Origin of the sequence: Roseibium sp., assembly GCF_050301095.1 — a bacterium.
Lineage (GTDB): Bacteria > Pseudomonadota > Alphaproteobacteria > Rhizobiales > Stappiaceae > Roseibium.
Genome location: NZ_JBNKYW010000251.1, coordinates 39,480 through 56,533, shown reverse-complemented (window position 1 = coordinate 56,533; position 17,054 = coordinate 39,480). Strand labels below are relative to the sequence as shown.

Below are 17,054 nucleotides of genomic sequence, written 5' to 3'. Positions count from 1 at the left end.
GAACCTCGCGACAATGACAATCGCGGAGGAGGAAGCGGTGGAGGAGGCAGTAGCGGAGGCGGTGGAAGTGACGGCGGCGGCGGTGGTGGCGGACCTGGCGGTGGTTCTGGTGGCGGCTGGGGTGGTTAAGTCTGACCAAACTATGCCCCTTAAGATGTCTCGACTTCAACATGCACGTTTGGCGTTTTGCTCGTCGGTTCTATTGTTGTGTCTGTTAAACTCAACACCTGTCTCCGCTGGCGAATGGCGGGCGCTGGTCATTGGCATCGATGCCTACGAGAACGTCTCGCCCCTGAAAGGCGCGGTCAATGACGCGAACGACATTGCCGGGACGCTGAAGGCGGCCGGCGTGCGCGACCTGACCGCCCTTTTGAACGGAGAGGCCTCGCGCGCGGCGATCCTGGCGTCCTGGGAAGACATCATTTCACGTGCCGCGCCTGACGATGTTCTTGTTTTGTCCTACGCGGGTCACGGGGCACAGGAGAAGGAATGGATCAAGGGGTCCGAAGAGGACGGGCTCGATGAAGTGTTCATTCTGGCGGGCTTTGATCTCTCCGCGCCCGGCAATGGCGAGCGCCTGCGGGACGATGACATCGCCGCGATGCTGCGTGCCGCAGGCGGACGCAACGTTCTGGTTCTGGCGGACAGCTGTCATTCAGGCACGATGACAAGATCGATCGACCCGCGCATCAAGCGGCTCGGTACACGACTTGTTGGCCTGCCGCCGCTGGAAGATGACGTTTTGCGGTCCACGCCGCTGCCTCCGATGCTTCAGCAGGCGAAAGTCACCCAAAAAGACGTCCAGCAGCTCGCCAATGTCATCTATGTCGGGGCGACGGTAGACGGGCAGGTGATCCCCGAATTGACGATAGGTGGAAAACCCCGGGGAGCCCTGAGCTGGGCCTTCGCGCGCGGTGTTGAAGGACGCGCGGACCTCGACAGGGACGGAGGCATCTCCATGGAGGAACTGACCCGTTTCCTGAACGAGACGGTCCGGGTTGCTACGGAAGGCCGGCAAGAACCGAGCCTGAGCATCGGAGGCGAGACCCGCACGGCAATACTGCCGAGGGTCAAAGGCGGTATTCTGGAAAGGGGAGGAGAAACCCTGACGGTCGCCGCCAGCACCGAGGCAGCCGGGTCAGTTCTGCAGAAACTCGCCTTGAAACATGAGCACCGCGTAAAGGCGATGACAGGTGATGTAGCCGACCTCTATTGGGATGTGGGTGAAGGTGACGTTCTGACGAAGTTCGGTGATGTCGTCCTGAGGGGCGAGGCTACCGGCGCAGACCGTTTTGAAGATGTCGTTACCAAGTGGGTTTTCCTGTCAGATCTCTATGCCCTTTCGAGGCGCCTTCAGCCGATTGAGGGAAGATTGCAGCCTTCGGTCGGCCACATCCCGGAAGGCTCTCCCTTCAAGGTTGGTCTGACGTCCGACCGGCAAGGCTATATGGCCGTATTCGGTCTGGAGGCAGACGGGACCCTGCGCCTGCTTGCCCCGGACAAGGCGGCTGACCCACTCGGCAAGGACACCTCCGTGGAAGCAGGGCATCCTTACGTTCTGAACCTGCGGGCGGCCTTGCCCTTCGGAGCGGATCACATCGTGATGGTCCGTGCTTCCAGCCCCATGCCACAGTTGGTCGGCGTTCTGTCGGCTCTCGACGGGCTGCCGCTGGACGTGGAAATCGCCCCAAAGTTGCTGGATCTGATTGGCCGCTCTTCAGAAGCTGTCGGTATCGCGGGCATCTATACGGAACCGGCGGATTAATCCGGTTGAGAGCGTCGGGGAACGCTTATCTTCTTGCAGCATAAAACTCTTTTGTGTGACCATGGCCACATTCGCTTCGCCATCCTTTGGTATCATCTGAAGTTGAAGGAGAATGCCAGGCTCCGGGTGAGTGCTGGTTGCAGGTAACCAAAGACTTGGGAGACAGTCATGAAATCTTCGAAAAAGCGCCCCCTAGTCGGGCGAAGTTTGAAATCCGCCGGATTGGCCGCCGCGCTCGCGTTTGGGGTTTCCGCTCTGACAGGCACTGCACAGGCTGATCCGATTGCGCTGGTATTGGACAAATCGGAAGACGTGGACATTTCCGCATTTACCGAACTCATGCCCGGTGATGTCGTCGATCTCGGCGAGTCCGGTTACGTCGAACTGTTGAACTACGCCGCTTGTCAGGAAGTGCGTGTCAAGGCAGGAAAACTCACCGTATCCTCCGAAGGCTATACGCTTGACGGCGGCGAGGAGAATGTTCTGCGCGCAGGCAACTGCCTCCAGGCTGACAGCGGCACCGGCACGGAAACCGCCGACAAGGGACTGACGGTGACCTTGCGCAGTCTGAAGCTGTCGAACAAGAAGGCGGCTTCACTGATGCTTCGTTTCGACGACAAGCTGCGCGATGAGTACGGCACCGTGTTCGTGTCCTTTGCCGGTGGCCCCCCCAAACGCTTTGATGTCCTGGAAAACATCATGACCGACATGCCGTCACGGGAAACCGAAGATGAGGCCGTCGAAGTCGAACTGTTCCTGCAGGGCAAGGCACCGGACTATGGCGTCGAAATGCGCAAGATCACCATCGATCCGGTTGAGGTCGGGCGCGAAACCGCGGTTGTCATCGTGAAATGACATCAGGCGGCCGGTTTGCGGATGCTGCCTTTGGCCGGAAGCTTCTTGTCGCAGCCATCGCTTGTGTTGCGGTCGTTGCCGGCGTCGCCATCGGCTTATCCGCCAATAAGGCCATCTGGGAAGGCTGGGTAACAGACCGGCTGTTTCAGGTTCGGGCCAATATGAGGGGCACGCAAGAGGAAGCGCGTGCCCCCGTGGCTGTCGTCGGTCTGGATCAAACCTCGCTCAATTCCGAGAAACTGCAACCCATTCCCCGTGTCTTGATGACACCCGTTTTCGCTGAAGCCGGCCAGGCGGTGCTCGACGCCGGGGCTTTGGCGCTGGGCTATGATTTTGTCTTCGCCTATAGCGCCGATGCCTTCCGGGATCCCAGGACGGGGGAGGCGCGCCTGACGGGATTGGATCAGCCGTTCAAGCAGTTTCTTTACAGGAACCGGGGCAAGGTGTTCATTGCTCATACGGAAATTGGCGTGCCGCACCGCATCTTTTCAGGTGCCGCCGGTGAGGGCGCGGTCAGGACCGTGACCGTGGATTCAGACAATGATGGGGTCGTTCGCCGGCATAAGCCGCAACCACCGCTGATCGAGTCGCCGTCGCTAGTCGATGGGCTTCTCGCAAAGGCTGGTTATGCGGGGCAGGAGGAATATGTCGCCATTCCGTCCGCGAGACTGGCGACTTCCATGCCTTATTTGTCCTTACTCGATGTTCTGAAGATGAAGTCAAGTGAGGCTGGCAAGGAGGAACTGCGCCGTTTCGTGGAGGGCCGCATTGTCCTGTTCGGCGGGTTGCTGCCCTTTGAAGACGAACACCTTTATTCGGACCGTTTTCTGCCCCAGGTGCCTCCGGACATGTCGGAAACCGGCAGCAATGGCCGTCCACCTGTGCGACTTCATACCGCCGGTGTCTATATGCTGGCGGACTTCATCGCTTCCGCACTCTCCGGACGCATCGCGGTAACGCCGCCCAAGGGTGTCGTGCCCGCACTTGCCGTTCTCTTCGCCGTCACAGGCGTTTTGCTCGGTCTCATTCTGCCTTCGGTCGTCTTGCCTTTTGTTGCCGTGGTCGGCGCCGCCGCGGCGCTGGGCATCAGCCTGATCGGTCTTGATTATGGTCTCATGCTTGCTCCCGGGGTGGCCCCCGTCGCCTTCATCAGCTCCCTGGTCTTCGCCGCTGCCGGCAAGGTGCTCATACTGCAACGAAGGCAACGCGCGCTTGTCCGTCTCTTTGGGCACTATCTGGCTCCCGACGTCATCAAGCAGATGGCACAGTCGGAACAGTTGCCGGAACTCGGCGGCGACACCCGCAACGTGGTGGTCGCTTTCATCGACATCGTCGGCTTCACCAAGATGTCTGAAAAACTTGCCGATCAGGACGTGGTTCGGGTTGTCAATTCCAGTTTTGATGCCATCGGCGAGGTGATCACCGCGCACAAGGGCTACATCGACAAATATATCGGTGATGCCATCATGGCCGTCTGGAATGCGCCCAACACCGTCGACAAGCCCGAGCAGGCCGCTGTCGATGCCGCGCGGCAGATCATCGACATGCTGGATCACCTGCGCACCATAACGGGGCAGGCGCCGCTGGACCTTCGCGTTGCCCTCAACGCCGGTCCGGCGCTTGTCGGCGACATCGGCGGTGAACATCGCCGCTCCTTTACCGTGATGGGGACGACGGTCAACACGGCCAGCCGGATCGAAGCCGTTGCGAAGGACAAGAAGGTGCGGCTGGCTATCAGCCAGTCGGTGGCACAGGAATTGCCGAGAAGCTATCCGGTAAAGGAAATCTGGACCGGCAAGCTCAGGGGCCTCAGCACCGACATTTCCGTGTTCACCCTGGACGTCGCGGAAATGTACATGGAAGCCTCCGATCAGGTTCCTGCGGTGAAGACAAAACGGCGCTCGCGAAAACTGCTGAAATTTCCTCGCTGAGTGCTAGAGGGCGCGCCAACGGCTGGCTTTGCATCTTCGGGTTTCATCCGGCATGATCGGGTATCGGAGCCCGTTGACTGCGAATGAGTCCGTACCCTAGGTTTCAGAATGGTCCAATGGCCTGACAACCCAAACTCCGGCGCGCAACGCCCAGAATTCGATCGGACGGTCATTCGCCCGACGGCAAAGCCGCAAGTGCCTCCAGAAACAACGGGAACCCAACCCGCCCGTGCTCCGGACGGAAAAGGAAAGCCGTCCAGGAAACGATCACCAATGCTGGTCTATGCGGCCCTTGCAGTGGGATTCCTGGCGCTAGGCGGAGGGCTGGGCGGACTGGCGCATCTGATCAATTCCGGAGCGATCTCCTTATCCGACCCGGAAGAATTGACGCCGCAGGCCGGTTTGGAATCCGGTTCTGAAATCCCGGACAATGCCGAACTGGAAACGGAGCCCGTCGATCCGGCACAAACGGCAGAAGGTCGGGAAGCGGGATCGGCCGCCGAAAATGCCTTTTCCAGCGGCGAGGATCTCGATCTGCCCGCCGACCCCTTCTACGACATGGCTGTCTCTGCGGTCATTCCGCTGGCGGGCGACCCGGTGCTGTTGAAAGGTGCGGATGCCGCTCGGCGCATTGAACTGACGGTTCGCTCAGTGCAGGAAAGTCCGGACGCCGGACAGAGCGTGAAGATTCCGGCGGCCAGCGCCTTTGTTCTGGATAGCCAGATGCTGGACGCTACCGGCAACCTGGTCATTCGGGCGCCCGGCAATGAAGCCGATTTCCAGTTCGGCAATTTTGGTGGCGGTGATGATTCCGAAGCCCTGGTTGTTGAGGAGGACACCGAGCCGGACCGGAGCGACGGGGCAAATCTTCCCATTTTCCTGAAACCTCCCACGGACACGTTGAACGTCTACCTTTCCGAGCGGCCAATCGGACAGGGGCCGAACCGCGTCGAGGTCCGCACCGAAATCAGGAAAAAAACTACGCTGCAGACCTTCTTGAAGGAAAACGGGTTCGATGACGACGTCATTAAGCCGCTCCTGACGTTTGCCGAAACCGAGTTCCAGAAAGGCGATCTGATCGCGGGCGACAAGATCGCCGTGCGCGGTATCCGGATGCCGAACAAGGTCGGCCGGATGGGGGACTATTACCGGCCGGTTCAGGTCTCCTTCTATTCAAGCGAAGGCTATATGGGGACGGCTGCATATTCCACGTCACGGGAAGGAGAGCCCTACGTTCATGGTGCCGATCCCTGGTTTGGAAAACCTATCGAAAGCGAGAAGGTTGCGTCCGACAAACCGGCAGGCGGAGTTAAAACTCATCGCCTGATCGACGGGCTTTATGCGACCGCTGTTCGAAATGCCGTGCCCGCTTCCATCGTTGGCGAGGCAATTGCCTATCTGGCACCGATGACGGATCTGAAGCGGACGATCAAGCCGGACGAACGTTTCACGCTGGTCTTTACGGACGTGACCCGGGACGAAAAACGGGGAGGGGGCCGGGTCCTTTTTGCAGGCGTTCGAAGGGGCGACGACTGGTCGGTCCGTTGTTACGTTCTGAAAGCTCCGGGAAACCGCGGCTTCGCCTGTGTCAACGAAGGCGGCAAGGTCAGCTTGTCAGGGGCTATGCTTGTCCCGGTCAAAGGGGTCCTGACGTCCAAGTTCGGCATGCGGTTTCATCCGATCAAAAAGACCGAGCGGCTCCATGCCGGTGTCGACTGGGCCGCGCCACCCGGGACACCTATCCATGCCGCCTTTGCGGGCAAGATCACCTATCGGGACGTGCGGGGAGGTTACGGCAACTTCATCGAGATTACCCACAAGGACGGCATCACGAGCCGCTATGCGCACATGCTCAAATTCGCTGACGGCGTCGAACTCGGATCCGTGGTGCAGGCGGGCGATCTGATCGGTTATGTCGGCACGACAGGGCTCTCCACCGGGCCGCACCTTCATTTCGAGATCCGGCTGCGGGGGGAGCCGACCGATCCGTTGGCCTTCGAGATGGAAACGGGAACCGACGCACCGCAAACGGTGGCAAGCGGCGATCTGAAGGAATATCGGGTCGCCATTTCCGAAATCCTGAGCGCGCCACAGTAGTCCTGGTGAAGTCTGCCTGCCGGGATGAACCTGAAAGTCCGTCCCGGCAATGCTCAAACCGAACCTTTGCTCAGCCCCGGCAGCTATTGCGTTGTCACCGCAAGCCCGTCTTCTTGCGCGGTGATCGACGCACTCATGATTTCCTCCCCGTTCATCTGGGCCGTCAGAAATGCCCGCGACAGTTTCGGCAGGAGGTCGTTCGTCAGGATATTGTCGATCATGCGTCCGCCGCTGTCCGGGTCACGGCAGAGCGAGACGATATGGGCAACGACGTCGTCGCCATAGGCAAGGTCCGCCTCCCGGTTCTGTTTGACCCGCTTGACGATCCGGTTGAGCTGCAGGCGGACGATGAAGCCGAGCATGGACGGTGACAGCGGATAATAGGGAATGGTCACGATGCGTCCGAGCAAAGCAGGGGGGAAGACATCCAGCAGTGCGGGGCGCAGGGCTTCGGCCAGTTTTTCCGGATCGGGCGCGTTCGGATCCTTTGCTGCCAGTGTCGGATCGCTGGAAACCGGGGCATCCAGCATGTTTCCGGCGGCATGCATGATGATGTCTGTGCCGACGTTCGAGGTCAGCAGGATCAGCGTGTTGCGGAAGTCTATCCTGCGGCCCATGCCGTCTTCCATCCAGCCCTTGTCGAATACCTGGAAGAAGATCTCGTGTACATCCGGATGGGCTTTTTCCACCTCATCCAGCAGTACCACGGAATAGGGTTTGCGGCGCACGGCTTCGGTCAGACGGCCGCCTTCGCCATAGCCGACATAGCCGGGAGGCGCCCCTTTCAGGCCGGAAACGGAATGGGCTTCCTGGAATTCCGACATGTTGATGGTGATCAGGCTGTCTTCCCCGCCATAGAGCGTTTCTGCCAATGCGAGCGCTGTTTCGGTCTTGCCGACGCCGGACGGCCCGCACAGCATGAAGACACCGATGGGCTTGTCCGGGTTGCCGAGCTGCGCCCGGCTGGTCTCGATGCGCTTGGCGATCATGCCGAGACCGTGCGCCTGACCGATCACCCGTTTGTTCAGGCTGTCGGTCAGGTTCAGGATTGTCTCCATTTCATCCTGAACCATGCGGCCGACCGGAATGCCGGTCCAGTCCGAGATGATGCTCGCGACCGCTTCGTCGTCGACATAGGCGTAGACCATGCGGTCGTCTTCCGGGATTTTGGACAGTTCGGCGCGTTTGTCCTTCAAGGCGGTCCGAATGGCCTCCTCGTCTTCCAGGTCGACATCCAGATCAAGCTCGATATCGTCGATCGAAACGAGTGCCGGACTGTCGTGGTCCGGATCCTCGATTTCCGCCCCATCCGGATGCGGTGCCGGTTCTCCACCTCGCAGCTGGGTGAGCGCTGCGTTCAGCCTTCGGATCTCGGCGACAAGCTTGCGTTCGTTTTCCCATTCACCGCGGACCTTGTCGATTTCGGCCTCCGTCTCCGAAATGGCCGCATTCAGGGAATCAAGTTGTTCCTGATGTTCCATGCCGAGTTCGGTATCGTTGGTCAGTGCCTGCAGCTCCGTTTCGAGAAAGCCTTTCCTGGCAACGAGATCCGACAGTTTCGCCGGTTGAGCCGCTTGTGAAATGTTGACCCGGGCACAGGCGGTGTCGAGCACGCTGACGGCCTTGTCCGGCAACTGGCGAGCCGGGATGTAGCGGTGTGACAGGGAAACGGCGGATCTGACGGCAGTATCGAGGATACGCACCTGATGGTGATCCTCCATCGGTCCCAGGAGGCCACGCACCATGGCGAAGCACTTTTCCTCGTCCGGCTCGTCCACCTGGACCGGCTGGAAGCGCCGGGTCAGCGCGGGGTCCTTTTCGAAGTGCTGGCGGTATTCGGACCAGGTGGTTGCGGCGACCGTGCGCAGAGTGCCACGGGCGAGGGCGGGTTTGAGCAGGTTGGCCGCATCCCCCGTCCCTGCCGCACCGCCTGCGCCGATCAGCGTATGGGCCTCGTCGATGAAGAGGATGGTGGGTGTAATCGAAGCATGGACGGCATCAATGACGGCGCGCAGGCGTTTTTCGAACTCGCCCTTCATCGAGGCACCGGCCTGAAGAAGACCCAGATCAAGCGCGCACAGGCGCGTTCCCAAAAGGGCGGGCGGTACATCGCCTGCGACTATCTTCTGCGCAAAACCTTCCACGATGGCGGTCTTGCCGACCCCGGCTTCCCCGGTGAGGATGGGGTTGTTTTGCCTGCGGCGCATGAGGACGTCGATGACTTGACGGATTTCCTCGTCGCGGCCGACGATCGGATCGAATTCTTCCGCGCGTGCCCTGGCGGTGAAATCGACCGTAAACTGCATCAGGGCGTCTTCACCGGCGCCGCTGCCAGGAGACGCCGATGGAGCCTCGCCAGCGGCTGTGGGGGAGGCGGCTTTCGGACCGGATCCATCCACCGGGCGGGCACCGGTTTCCGCGGATGCACCGGCAATCTTGTCCAGGTCGCGCACGAGGACATCGCGATTGAGTTTGTCGAGGGCGGGCGAGTAGCTGACCAGTTGCCGGGCGGTGGTTCTGTCACCCAGCATGGCGATCAGCACGTAGGCGGAGCGGATCTTGTAGTCACCGTAACGGAGCGTGCCTTCGAACCAGGCGCGTTCCAACGATTCCTGAAAGGGAGTCGCCATGGAGGGCAGCTCCGTCTGATTGATCTTCAGCTCGCTGATAGCCTTCTGCAAATCCGCATGAACCGTGCCGGCGTCGATGCCGAAATGGCGCAGAATATGGATGAAGTCGGTGTTTTCGTCGCGCGTCAGATAATAGAGCCACTGCAGGATTTCCAAATGCCGGTGGCCGGAGCTCTTGGTCAGCCGCATGGCCTTTTCCAGGCACTCGTAGCTTACCGTGGTGAGTTTGTTGGCAACGGTTTCAACCAGAATGTCACTCATGGCTTCGGCCTTTCGAACTGGAGACCAATTGATAAACGCCTATTGATAGACGGTGGTGTGCCGGCGTACGGGCCGGAATCGGGTATCTGTCAGCATTTCCTCGTCTTCACCCTCGAGCATCTCCTCCACTTCGGGAGCAGCGGCAGGCTTGAGCCAGCCGATATGGCCGAGGGTGGCCGAATTGTTTGCATTCATCTGAACGGACGAAGCACAGCGCTTGGGCAAGGCCAATTCTATTTCATATTCAATCTCAAGTCCCAGATAGAAATCTATGAGATCAAAGAGTTTTTCTGTCCAGGGATTGGGTTTCGTCCTCGTCGGCGGCAAGAACTTCCGGTATTCATCGAGTGAGCGAGTGAAAATTCGGATGCGGATCTTGTCGCTGACGCTGAAAACCCTGGCGCCCACGATTGTATCGGCTCCAAGCCGTCCGCCGCCGCCCGGTCCGTAGCCGCCGAGGCTGAGCTGGTCGTCCTTGTCCAGATGCAGCCAGGTGCCAACACACTGGTCAATTTCGACCTTCACGCCGAAAACGCCGGTGATAAGGGCCTGGAGACGTGCTGCGCTCTTGTTCTTGGGAGATGTCAGGCCCGCATAGAGCAGCTTCAGCCGGTCATCGATCCGGTCAAGGTTGCGATAGATTGGCGACCCGATGCCGATGGACGAGCCGAGGTAGGTGAGAAACCGGTCGTCGTCGGGCCTGTCATGCTGAACGATGGGGCGGGCGTCCGCCCAGGCCCGGAAGAATAGCTGGATAAAGCGGTTGTTGAAGACATCCAGGAAGCGGGGGAAACTGTCGTCTCCCCGAAGGCCCCGCATGATGGCCTCGTCCGTATAGGCCGACGGCAGTGCGCCGTGGGGGCCAAGAAGCCCAAGAAAGCGTTCCAGCAAAACAAGGCCACCTGCAGCGTCCCGGGTAGCCCGCTCAATCGTGGAAGGGGCGAACTCGCTGGACGGGTCCTGTCCGAAGCGGACGATGTCCTCCATCAGGCGCCGACTTTTTCCGATCCTGGGAGGGGCCGGTTCGTCTGCCTTCTTCGGGGCTACTTCGGATTGCGCAGCACCCGGGGCGGTCTGCCCTTCGAGCATACGCAGAACCGCGAGCAGGTCATGTCCTCCGGGGTGTTTTTCGACCCGCTCGCCAAGAGCGGCCAGAAGCGACGCATATTGCTGCTGTACCGGAACCTCGATCCTGGCTTCCGCCGGAGGTTCCGGCTCTTCCAGCTCTTCCGGTTCTGCTTCCTCGGATGCGGTTCCGGCCAGGGGGCCGGCATCGTCGGAAATGTTGTCCAGATTTTTTTCGGCTGGGGTGGTGTCTGGGTCCTTCGCATCCCCAGCGACTTGATCATCGGAACGCGTTTGCGATTGGATCGCTTCCGACCGGATCGTTTCGTCTTCATTCGTTGCCGTCAGGTCGCTGCGAGCTTCCTCGGGAGCAGGCTCAGCAGAAACGTGTCCGGTCGGGCTATCGGCACCTTCGGCTGCTTCGCCCATGGCCTCTCCGGCAGGGATGACGGCTGGTTCCGTCGTGTCGTCAGCGACCAGGCTGTCAGAAGGCGCTTGCGATTGAGTCTCTTCCGGCCAGATCGCATGGTTGTCATCTGCTTCCGCCGGTTTGCTGCCGGACTTCGGAGAAGCAGGCTCAGGAGACACGATGGTAACGTCCGGCCTCTCGTCAGTGGGCGGAGTGTCGTTGTCAGAAGCCTGTTCGAGCGAGTCAGAATCAACTTGAGCCGCATCCGCGCCGTCGTCAGTACCCTCCGATGGCCAGACCGGCGATCCGGCAATGCGCAGGACGGTCTTGTCCCGGGCCGAGTTCCTGTCGGGCGGACCCGTGTCTGCGGGATGATCCTTGTCCTTTGTTTCGCTCATAGGATCCCCTTCGCACCGATCCTTGGCGGCCATTTCATGATCGTGCCCCGTTCGGTCGTGGCGATGACACACTGCGTAAAATGGTTGATCGAGGCATATTCGGCAATGAACCGGTCCAGGACAGCGCCCATCAGAAAGGCGCTTGTGCCCTCGAACGCCTTGTCGTCGAGCGTTATGGTCACTTCCAGGCCTCGCGCAACGCCTGTTCCGGACTTTTGTTGCAAGCGCCGGACGACGGGACGGGTGGAAACGGAGCGAATCGATTGTGCCTGGCGGTCGGCCGCATTGTCTGAAACTGGCGCGAAAACCCGCAGGATATCGCGGAAGGAGCGTCCGTCTTCGCCTGCTGCATCATGTACAAGTCCGGTATGGTTGAGCGCGAGAATATTGATCAGCCGCCATGCGATCGCGCCGGTATGACCTTCCTCTCCCAGCCGCTCGTTGTAGGACATCAGCGGCGGTCTCGGCGAGGTCGGTCCAGCGACGCAATCCACCTTCAGTGTCACATCCTCCAGCAGGCGGAAGTCACCGATGCTCGTTTTGCCGGACTTGCCACCGACAGGGAGTTCTGCTGCCAGCGCGCGGTTGGAAGCCATCACCTTGAGCGAAAGTTCCGCCAGTCGTTTGTCGCCGCTCTGCAGCAACGCGGTAGCCTGCGCGCCGCTCGAAATGGAGATGAAGGTTTCCGTGCCCAAATAGGTGCTGGGCTGCATGCGCCGGATTTCGGACGAGGATTGCCGGCGAGGCAGGCGGCGAATGGTGTAAAACCACTCGTGGCCAGCCTTTTCCATGTCGGGTGCCACGCTGTAAAGCGGCTCCACCGCTCGCTTTTCCCCGCCGGAGAAATGGGCGTTGACCTCCGTGACGGTGTGAACCTCGTAGTCGAGCGGGCGTGTCCTGTCGGTGATGACGGCGAACTCGTGTTGACCCTTCTTGATGGGGACACGATCGGTCTGCCGCTCGAAGAGGTTGACAGCCGGTGCCGAGTGCAGCGCAAAGATCTTGGCTTCCACATGGGACGGCAGGCGGTTGTCGGTTTCGTCGAAAACGAAGACCAGTTCGAAGGACTTCGCATGGACACGGTCGAGATAGCGGCGCAAACCGGTCAGGCGGAAGCCCAGAAAACTGCGGGGAAAGTTGAAATAGTCCCTGATGTGGTCGAAGCCGACGAACAGCCTGCGGTCGTTGCGCAGAATTGCATCGTCCTCGTCGAAACCAAGCTGTTCGATGGCATCGACGGGCAACCGTTGCAGGCTGGCCTGGCCGAAGGCGTCTTCCGTTCTGATGTAAAGGGCGATCGTGTGACCGAAGATCTGTTCGTAGACGCGTGCGGCCAGATCCAGGGGCCCGATCAGCCTGACAGGCAGGTCGTCGATCCGGCAGCCGGCCACCTGGTATTCCGGTTTCTTCAACGCCATCTCCGCGGAGACCTCGTTTTCCGGATCCTCGGCCATGCGGTGGGTGAGGGTCAGGGTAAGGCCGGCACGCGCCCGCCGGTCTTCGGCCATATCTGCCCCAAGTCCGGATATCTGCGCAGCCGAACTCAGGTACCGCGCGTCCGACAATTCCAGCGGTGTCATGGTGATCGGGGCAGAAAGGGTGAAGCGGCAGCGCACTTCACCGCGCCGCTCACGGAAAACCGCTTCCATCGGGGCGTGACGGTCGATCTTGATGCCGTTTCGCAAGTTGGAATCGCCGTATTTCGGCGTGACCCGTGCAAGCACCATGGAAGGAATTGGCGCAAGGGCCGTCGGATAAAGCTGTTCGAAAAGGTTGGAGGTGAATTCGGAGAATTCGTGTTTCATCTTCAACTGGACGCGAGCGGCCAGAAAGGCGGCGCCTTCCAGCAGTCCGGACAACATTGGGTCGGAACGATCTTCCAGGAGCCCGCCGAGGCGCTCGGCGACCGCCGGATAGGCATCGGCGAAGGCTGAACCCTGCTCCCGCAGGTACATGAGCTCCTGATTGTAGAGATCCAGAAATTCCCGGTTCATGCAGTCGCTCCGACTATTTTGATGCGCCCGAAGGCGGGATCCACATCCGCGATGAACTCGCTGCTCACCCGCACCGGGTCGCAGCGGATCTCTGCCTTGATTACAAAACGGACCTTGAAGGTGTCACCTTCAACGCTATCATCGCGCGCGACCTGAAGCGTGCGCGGGTCCATGCGTGGTTCGAAGCGCAGCAGGGCTTCCCGAATGTCGTCGGCCAGACGATCGATGCGAACCGTGTCGACGACGTGGACGGAAAGGTCGGGCAACCCGAAATTGAGAATGGAATTTTCCACTTCCGGAAAATCGGAAAGGTCTTGCGTCGAATTGAAGTTGACGGTGTTCAAAAGCGCCTGAAGATCGCGCCGGACTTCTGCAAGAAGCGTGTGTTCCGTGACACCATATGCTCTGGAGAGGCGGCGGCCCGATTTTACTTTTCCGCCTTGTTCCAGTTCCTTCCGGCGGGCCTGGGAGGCCTTGTAGTCCGGATCGTCCATGGCCCGGAAGGCCCACATCAGCGGGGAGTGCATTTTCACTTTTGATTTAGCCATTGGCCATGCCCACGCCGATTGCACTTCCTGAAGTTTCCTGAGCGGTTACCCGGCCTGCAGAGGGATCCGAAGGGATCGCCGGCCGCTTCAAATGGAAAAGGCTGCCGCTCGGAAGCGGCAGCCGGAAAGGCTGGAGCCTTATTTCTTTTCGTTTGCCGCAATGTCCCAGGCAAATTCGGGAGCTGCACCCTTTGAGCCGTCCGGCTTCTGTTCGGTGTAGATGTACTTGTACTCACCGAAGTTCAGGGTGACGCTTTCCGTGATGCGGTCGTCCGCACCGCTGCCGCCGGTCGACACGTTGGTCACGATGATGTCCTTCATGTCGAGCTTGATGTACTCAAGCGGGCTATCGCCGGCAGCTTTGCGCACGAACAGGGTGCCCTTTGCAATGTGCTTGCCGGTGGAAATGTGCTGCAGCAGCACCGGTGTCGATTTGTCGACATATTTGGTGATGCTCAGATCCTGAAAATGCACTTTACCGGAACCGGAGCCAGAGCCCATGTGGGTGGTGCCGGACTGGGATGCACCCCAGGACCAGGACAGGACGTCAATCTTGTCCTTGTGGGTCTTGTCCTGCGATTCACCTTTGATTCCATCCAGTTCCAGATAAAAATCGACAGCCATTTCTAAAGATCCTCTTGGTTGTTGACGGTCAGGCCCTCCAGCCTGACCAGATGTCTGCTGTTCCTGACAACTACCTCGGACCTGACGGTCCAAACCCCTGGGTGCGACTGCACCTTGTTTGTACCTCCACCCGGTAAGCCCGGGATGCATCCACTATGGATGCAGTGTGACGGGCGGGCTGTGCCGCCCGTCACGCAATTTCGCAATTCAGCTCGCGTCCTGCGGAATGCGGGAGGCAAGGCTCATGCCGATGTCCATGCCTTCCAGCTGATAATGCGGACGGAGGAAGAACTGAGCCCTGTAGTAACCGGGATTTTCCTCGTCGGCGACAATAGTGACCTTGGCTTCCCGGAGCGGCTTGCGCGCCTTGGTTTCCTCGGTCGAATTGTCCGGATCACCGTCCACATAGTCCATGATCCAGTCGTTCAACCATCGTTGCAGCTGAGCTGCTTCCTTGGTTGAGCCGATCTTGTTGCGCACCATCACCTTCAGGTAATGGGCAAAGCGGGTGGTCGCGAACATGTAGGGCAACCGGGCCGACAGGTTGTCGGAAGCCGTTGCGTCCTTGCCGTCCGGACCGGAGAAGGTCCTCGGCTTGAACACGGACTGTGCGCCCAGGAAGGCCGCCTGGTCCGTGTTCTTGCGGTGGATCAGCGGGATCAGGCCAAGGCGGGAGATTTCATGCTCCCGGCGATCGGAAATCGCGATTTCCGCAGGGCACTTCTGATCGACGCCGCCATCGTCCGTCTCGAACACATGGGTCGGCAATTCTTCCACAAGGCCGCCGCTTTCTACGCCGCGGATCCTGACCGTCCAGCCGTATTCCTTGAACGCCCGGTTGATGTTCGCGGCCATGGCGTAGGCCGAGTTCATCCAGCCGTAGTTTTCGTGGCTGTTCTCGCCGAATTCTTCCTCGAAAGCGAATTCCTCGACCGGGTCTGACTTTGCACCATAAGGCTGGCGGGCGAGCACGCGCGGCAGGGTGAGACCCAGATACCGGGCGTCTTCGGATTCCCGCAAGGTTCGCCACTGGGCGTGGATTTCCGTGTCGAAAATTTTCGACAGGTCCCGTTTGGCCGGAAGTTCGGTCCAGCTGTCCATCTGCATCAGTTGCGGATTGGCTGCCGCCAGGAACGGCGCGTGGGCCGCCGCGGAGATCTTGGCCATACCGCGCAGAATGGTGATGTCCTGCGGCTCGTAGGAGAACTCGTAGTCACCGACGAGACAGCCGTAGGGCTGACCGCCGAGCTGACCGAATTCGGCTTCGTAGATCTGCTTGAACAGCGGGCTCTGGTCCCACTTGGCACCGCGATAGCTCTTGAAGACACCTGCAAGTTCCTTCTTTGAAATGTTCAGGAACTGCAGTTTCAGCGTGGCGTCGGTTTCCGACTGGTGAACCAGATAGTCCAGCCCGCGCCAGGCGCTTTCCAGCGTCTGGAATTCCGGTGCGTGAATGATCTCGTTTACCTGTGCCGTCAGCTTCTCGTCGAGTTTGGCGATCATCTCGTCGATGGTGTCGTAGACATCGTCCTTGATCAGCGCCTGATCGGAAAGCGCTTCGGAAAGGAAAGTCGACATCGCGTTGTCGACGAGAACATTGGCGGTATCGTTCTCGCTCTTGATGCGAAAATTCTGTTTCAGGATCGAAGCGAATTCCTCGGGGCTCTTTTCGCCCGCGACTTCGCCGGCAGGTGCGCCGCTGGTTTGAGCGCTGGTGTCGGTGTTGCTCATTTACGCCTCCTCCGTGTCGCCGCCGTCTTCAGCACCATCTTTCGATTGCGCCTTGTCGGCTTCGATTTTCTGAGCAAGGGCCTGCATTAGGGCCGGGTCGCGCGTCAGCTCCTCGAGCTGGCTGATGGCTTGGACCCGCCCGTCCATCATGGTGCGCAGGGCAGCAAGACTGCGGCGCGCATCAAGAAGCTTCTTCAGAGCCGGGACCTGTTCGGCAACCTTGCCGGGCGTGAAGTCATCCATGCTCTTGAACCGGAGCTGGACGCTCATCTTCGTATCGTCATCGCCGGAAAGGCGGTCCTTCACGGTGAACGACGTGCCGGGCTCGATGGCCTCCATCCGTTTCGAGAAATTGTCCATGTCGATGTCGAGAAGCTTGCGATCATCGATGTCGGGCTTCTCGACTCCCGGGCTGTCACCGGAAAGATCGGCCATGACCCCCATGACGAAGGGCAGTTCCACCTTCTCCTCCGCATCAAACGGATCCTCGTAGAAGATATGGACCCGCGGGGGTCTGTTGCGCTTGATGAAGCTTTGCCCGCTATTTTTTGCCATCGTACTTGCCTTTCATTGCCTTGACCAAGGTGCCATTTGGTCAAATACAGTCAAATACTAACGCAGGGCCTCTTTTTATTATTTTTATTTTGTTGCTGCGTCTTGTCTCGTTGATCTCTATTTAATCAATTGTTGAAGTGCGAGAAGTGACGACAGTCACAGGTTCGCGGCTTTGGTGAATTTCTTTCAAA

At 59.7% G+C, this 17,054-nt stretch carries 11 protein-coding genes; 4 read left to right on the top strand and 7 right to left on the bottom strand.

Going from position 1 to position 17,054, the window contains the following annotated elements; all coding sequences use genetic code 11:
* Nucleotides 1–13 precede the first annotated feature (13 nt).
* From ACQY7U_RS21780 to ACQY7U_RS21765, 4 genes are all read left to right on the top strand, one after another.
* On the top strand, nucleotides 14–1,765 hold the full coding sequence (locus ACQY7U_RS21780; protein ID WP_428649269.1) for a caspase family protein: 1,752 nt from the start codon (nucleotides 14–16) through the stop codon (nucleotides 1,763–1,765).
* Between the two features lie 168 nt (nucleotides 1,766–1,933).
* Nucleotides 1,934–2,620 carry a hypothetical protein gene (locus ACQY7U_RS21775; RefSeq protein WP_428649266.1) on the top strand — a complete coding sequence of 229 codons (687 nt, stop codon included), beginning with the start codon at nucleotides 1,934–1,936 and terminating at the stop codon, nucleotides 2,618–2,620.
* Nucleotides 2,617–4,551 carry an adenylate/guanylate cyclase domain-containing protein gene (locus tag ACQY7U_RS21770; protein WP_428649263.1) on the top strand — a complete coding sequence of 645 codons (1,935 nt, stop codon included), beginning with the start codon at nucleotides 2,617–2,619 and terminating at the stop codon, nucleotides 4,549–4,551. Before ACQY7U_RS21775 ends, ACQY7U_RS21770 begins: the two co-directional genes overlap by 4 nt.
* Nucleotides 4,552–4,824: 273 nt before the next feature.
* Entirely contained in the window at nucleotides 4,825–6,648 is a 1,824-nt protein-coding gene (locus tag ACQY7U_RS21765) for a M23 family metallopeptidase (protein ID WP_428649260.1), read from the top strand.
* An 83-nt stretch (nucleotides 6,649–6,731) separates the two neighbouring features.
* Here the strand turns inward: ACQY7U_RS21765 and tssH are convergent, their stop codons facing one another.
* The 7 genes from tssH to tssB form a co-directional block, all read right to left on the bottom strand.
* On the bottom strand, nucleotides 6,732–9,539 hold the full coding sequence (tssH, locus tag ACQY7U_RS21760; RefSeq protein WP_428649257.1) for a type VI secretion system ATPase TssH: 2,808 nt from the start codon (nucleotides 9,537–9,539) through the stop codon (nucleotides 6,732–6,734).
* A 39-nt stretch (nucleotides 9,540–9,578) separates the two neighbouring features.
* Complete coding sequence (tssG, locus tag ACQY7U_RS21755) at nucleotides 9,579–11,411, bottom strand: type VI secretion system baseplate subunit TssG (protein WP_428649255.1); 1,833 nt, start codon at nucleotides 11,409–11,411, stop codon at nucleotides 9,579–9,581.
* Nucleotides 11,408–13,405 carry a type VI secretion system baseplate subunit TssF gene (gene tssF, locus ACQY7U_RS21750; protein ID WP_428649253.1) on the bottom strand — a complete coding sequence of 666 codons (1,998 nt, stop codon included), beginning with the start codon at nucleotides 13,403–13,405 and terminating at the stop codon, nucleotides 11,408–11,410. Before tssF ends, tssG begins: the two co-directional genes overlap by 4 nt.
* The gene (tssE, locus tag ACQY7U_RS21745; protein ID WP_428649250.1) at nucleotides 13,402–13,953 is read right to left on the bottom strand and encodes a type VI secretion system baseplate subunit TssE; all 552 of its coding nucleotides are present in this window, start codon (nucleotides 13,951–13,953) and stop codon (nucleotides 13,402–13,404) included. Before tssE ends, tssF begins: the two co-directional genes overlap by 4 nt.
* 138 nt (nucleotides 13,954–14,091) lie before the next feature.
* Complete coding sequence (locus tag ACQY7U_RS21740; RefSeq protein WP_428649248.1) at nucleotides 14,092–14,577, bottom strand: Hcp family type VI secretion system effector; 486 nt, start codon at nucleotides 14,575–14,577, stop codon at nucleotides 14,092–14,094.
* A 207-nt stretch (nucleotides 14,578–14,784) separates the two neighbouring features.
* The gene (gene tssC / locus ACQY7U_RS21735) at nucleotides 14,785–16,308 is read right to left on the bottom strand and encodes a type VI secretion system contractile sheath large subunit (protein WP_428649245.1); all 1,524 of its coding nucleotides are present in this window, start codon (nucleotides 16,306–16,308) and stop codon (nucleotides 14,785–14,787) included.
* A complete protein-coding gene (gene tssB / locus ACQY7U_RS21730; protein ID WP_428649242.1) occupies nucleotides 16,309–16,863 on the bottom strand; it encodes a type VI secretion system contractile sheath small subunit in 555 nt (184 codons plus the stop codon). It lies immediately after the preceding gene.
* Nucleotides 16,864–17,054 lie beyond the last annotated feature (191 nt).

What these genes read in the sequence shown, in the direction of transcription:
- ACQY7U_RS21780 (WP_428649269.1), top strand. Translation starts at nt 14, where the DNA reads ATGACAATCGCGGAGGAGGAAGCGGTGGAGGAGGCAGTAGCGGAGGCG.
- ACQY7U_RS21775 (WP_428649266.1), top strand. Translation starts at nt 1,934, where the DNA reads ATGAAATCTTCGAAAAAGCGCCCCCTAGTCGGGCGAAGTTTGAAATCC.
- ACQY7U_RS21740 (WP_428649248.1), bottom strand. Translation starts at nt 14,577, where the DNA reads ATGGCTGTCGATTTTTATCTGGAACTGGATGGAATCAAAGGTGAATCG.
- ACQY7U_RS21770 (WP_428649263.1), top strand. Translation starts at nt 2,617, where the DNA reads ATGACATCAGGCGGCCGGTTTGCGGATGCTGCCTTTGGCCGGAAGCTT.
- ACQY7U_RS21765 (WP_428649260.1), top strand. Translation starts at nt 4,825, where the DNA reads ATGCTGGTCTATGCGGCCCTTGCAGTGGGATTCCTGGCGCTAGGCGGA.
- tssB (WP_428649242.1), bottom strand. Translation starts at nt 16,863, where the DNA reads ATGGCAAAAAATAGCGGGCAAAGCTTCATCAAGCGCAACAGACCCCCG.
- tssF (WP_428649253.1), bottom strand. Translation starts at nt 13,405, where the DNA reads ATGAACCGGGAATTTCTGGATCTCTACAATCAGGAGCTCATGTACCTG.
- tssH (WP_428649257.1), bottom strand. Translation starts at nt 9,539, where the DNA reads ATGAGTGACATTCTGGTTGAAACCGTTGCCAACAAACTCACCACGGTA.
- tssG (WP_428649255.1), bottom strand. Translation starts at nt 11,411, where the DNA reads ATGAGCGAAACAAAGGACAAGGATCATCCCGCAGACACGGGTCCGCCC.
- tssC (WP_428649245.1), bottom strand. Translation starts at nt 16,308, where the DNA reads ATGAGCAACACCGACACCAGCGCTCAAACCAGCGGCGCACCTGCCGGC.
- tssE (WP_428649250.1), bottom strand. Translation starts at nt 13,953, where the DNA reads ATGGCTAAATCAAAAGTGAAAATGCACTCCCCGCTGATGTGGGCCTTC.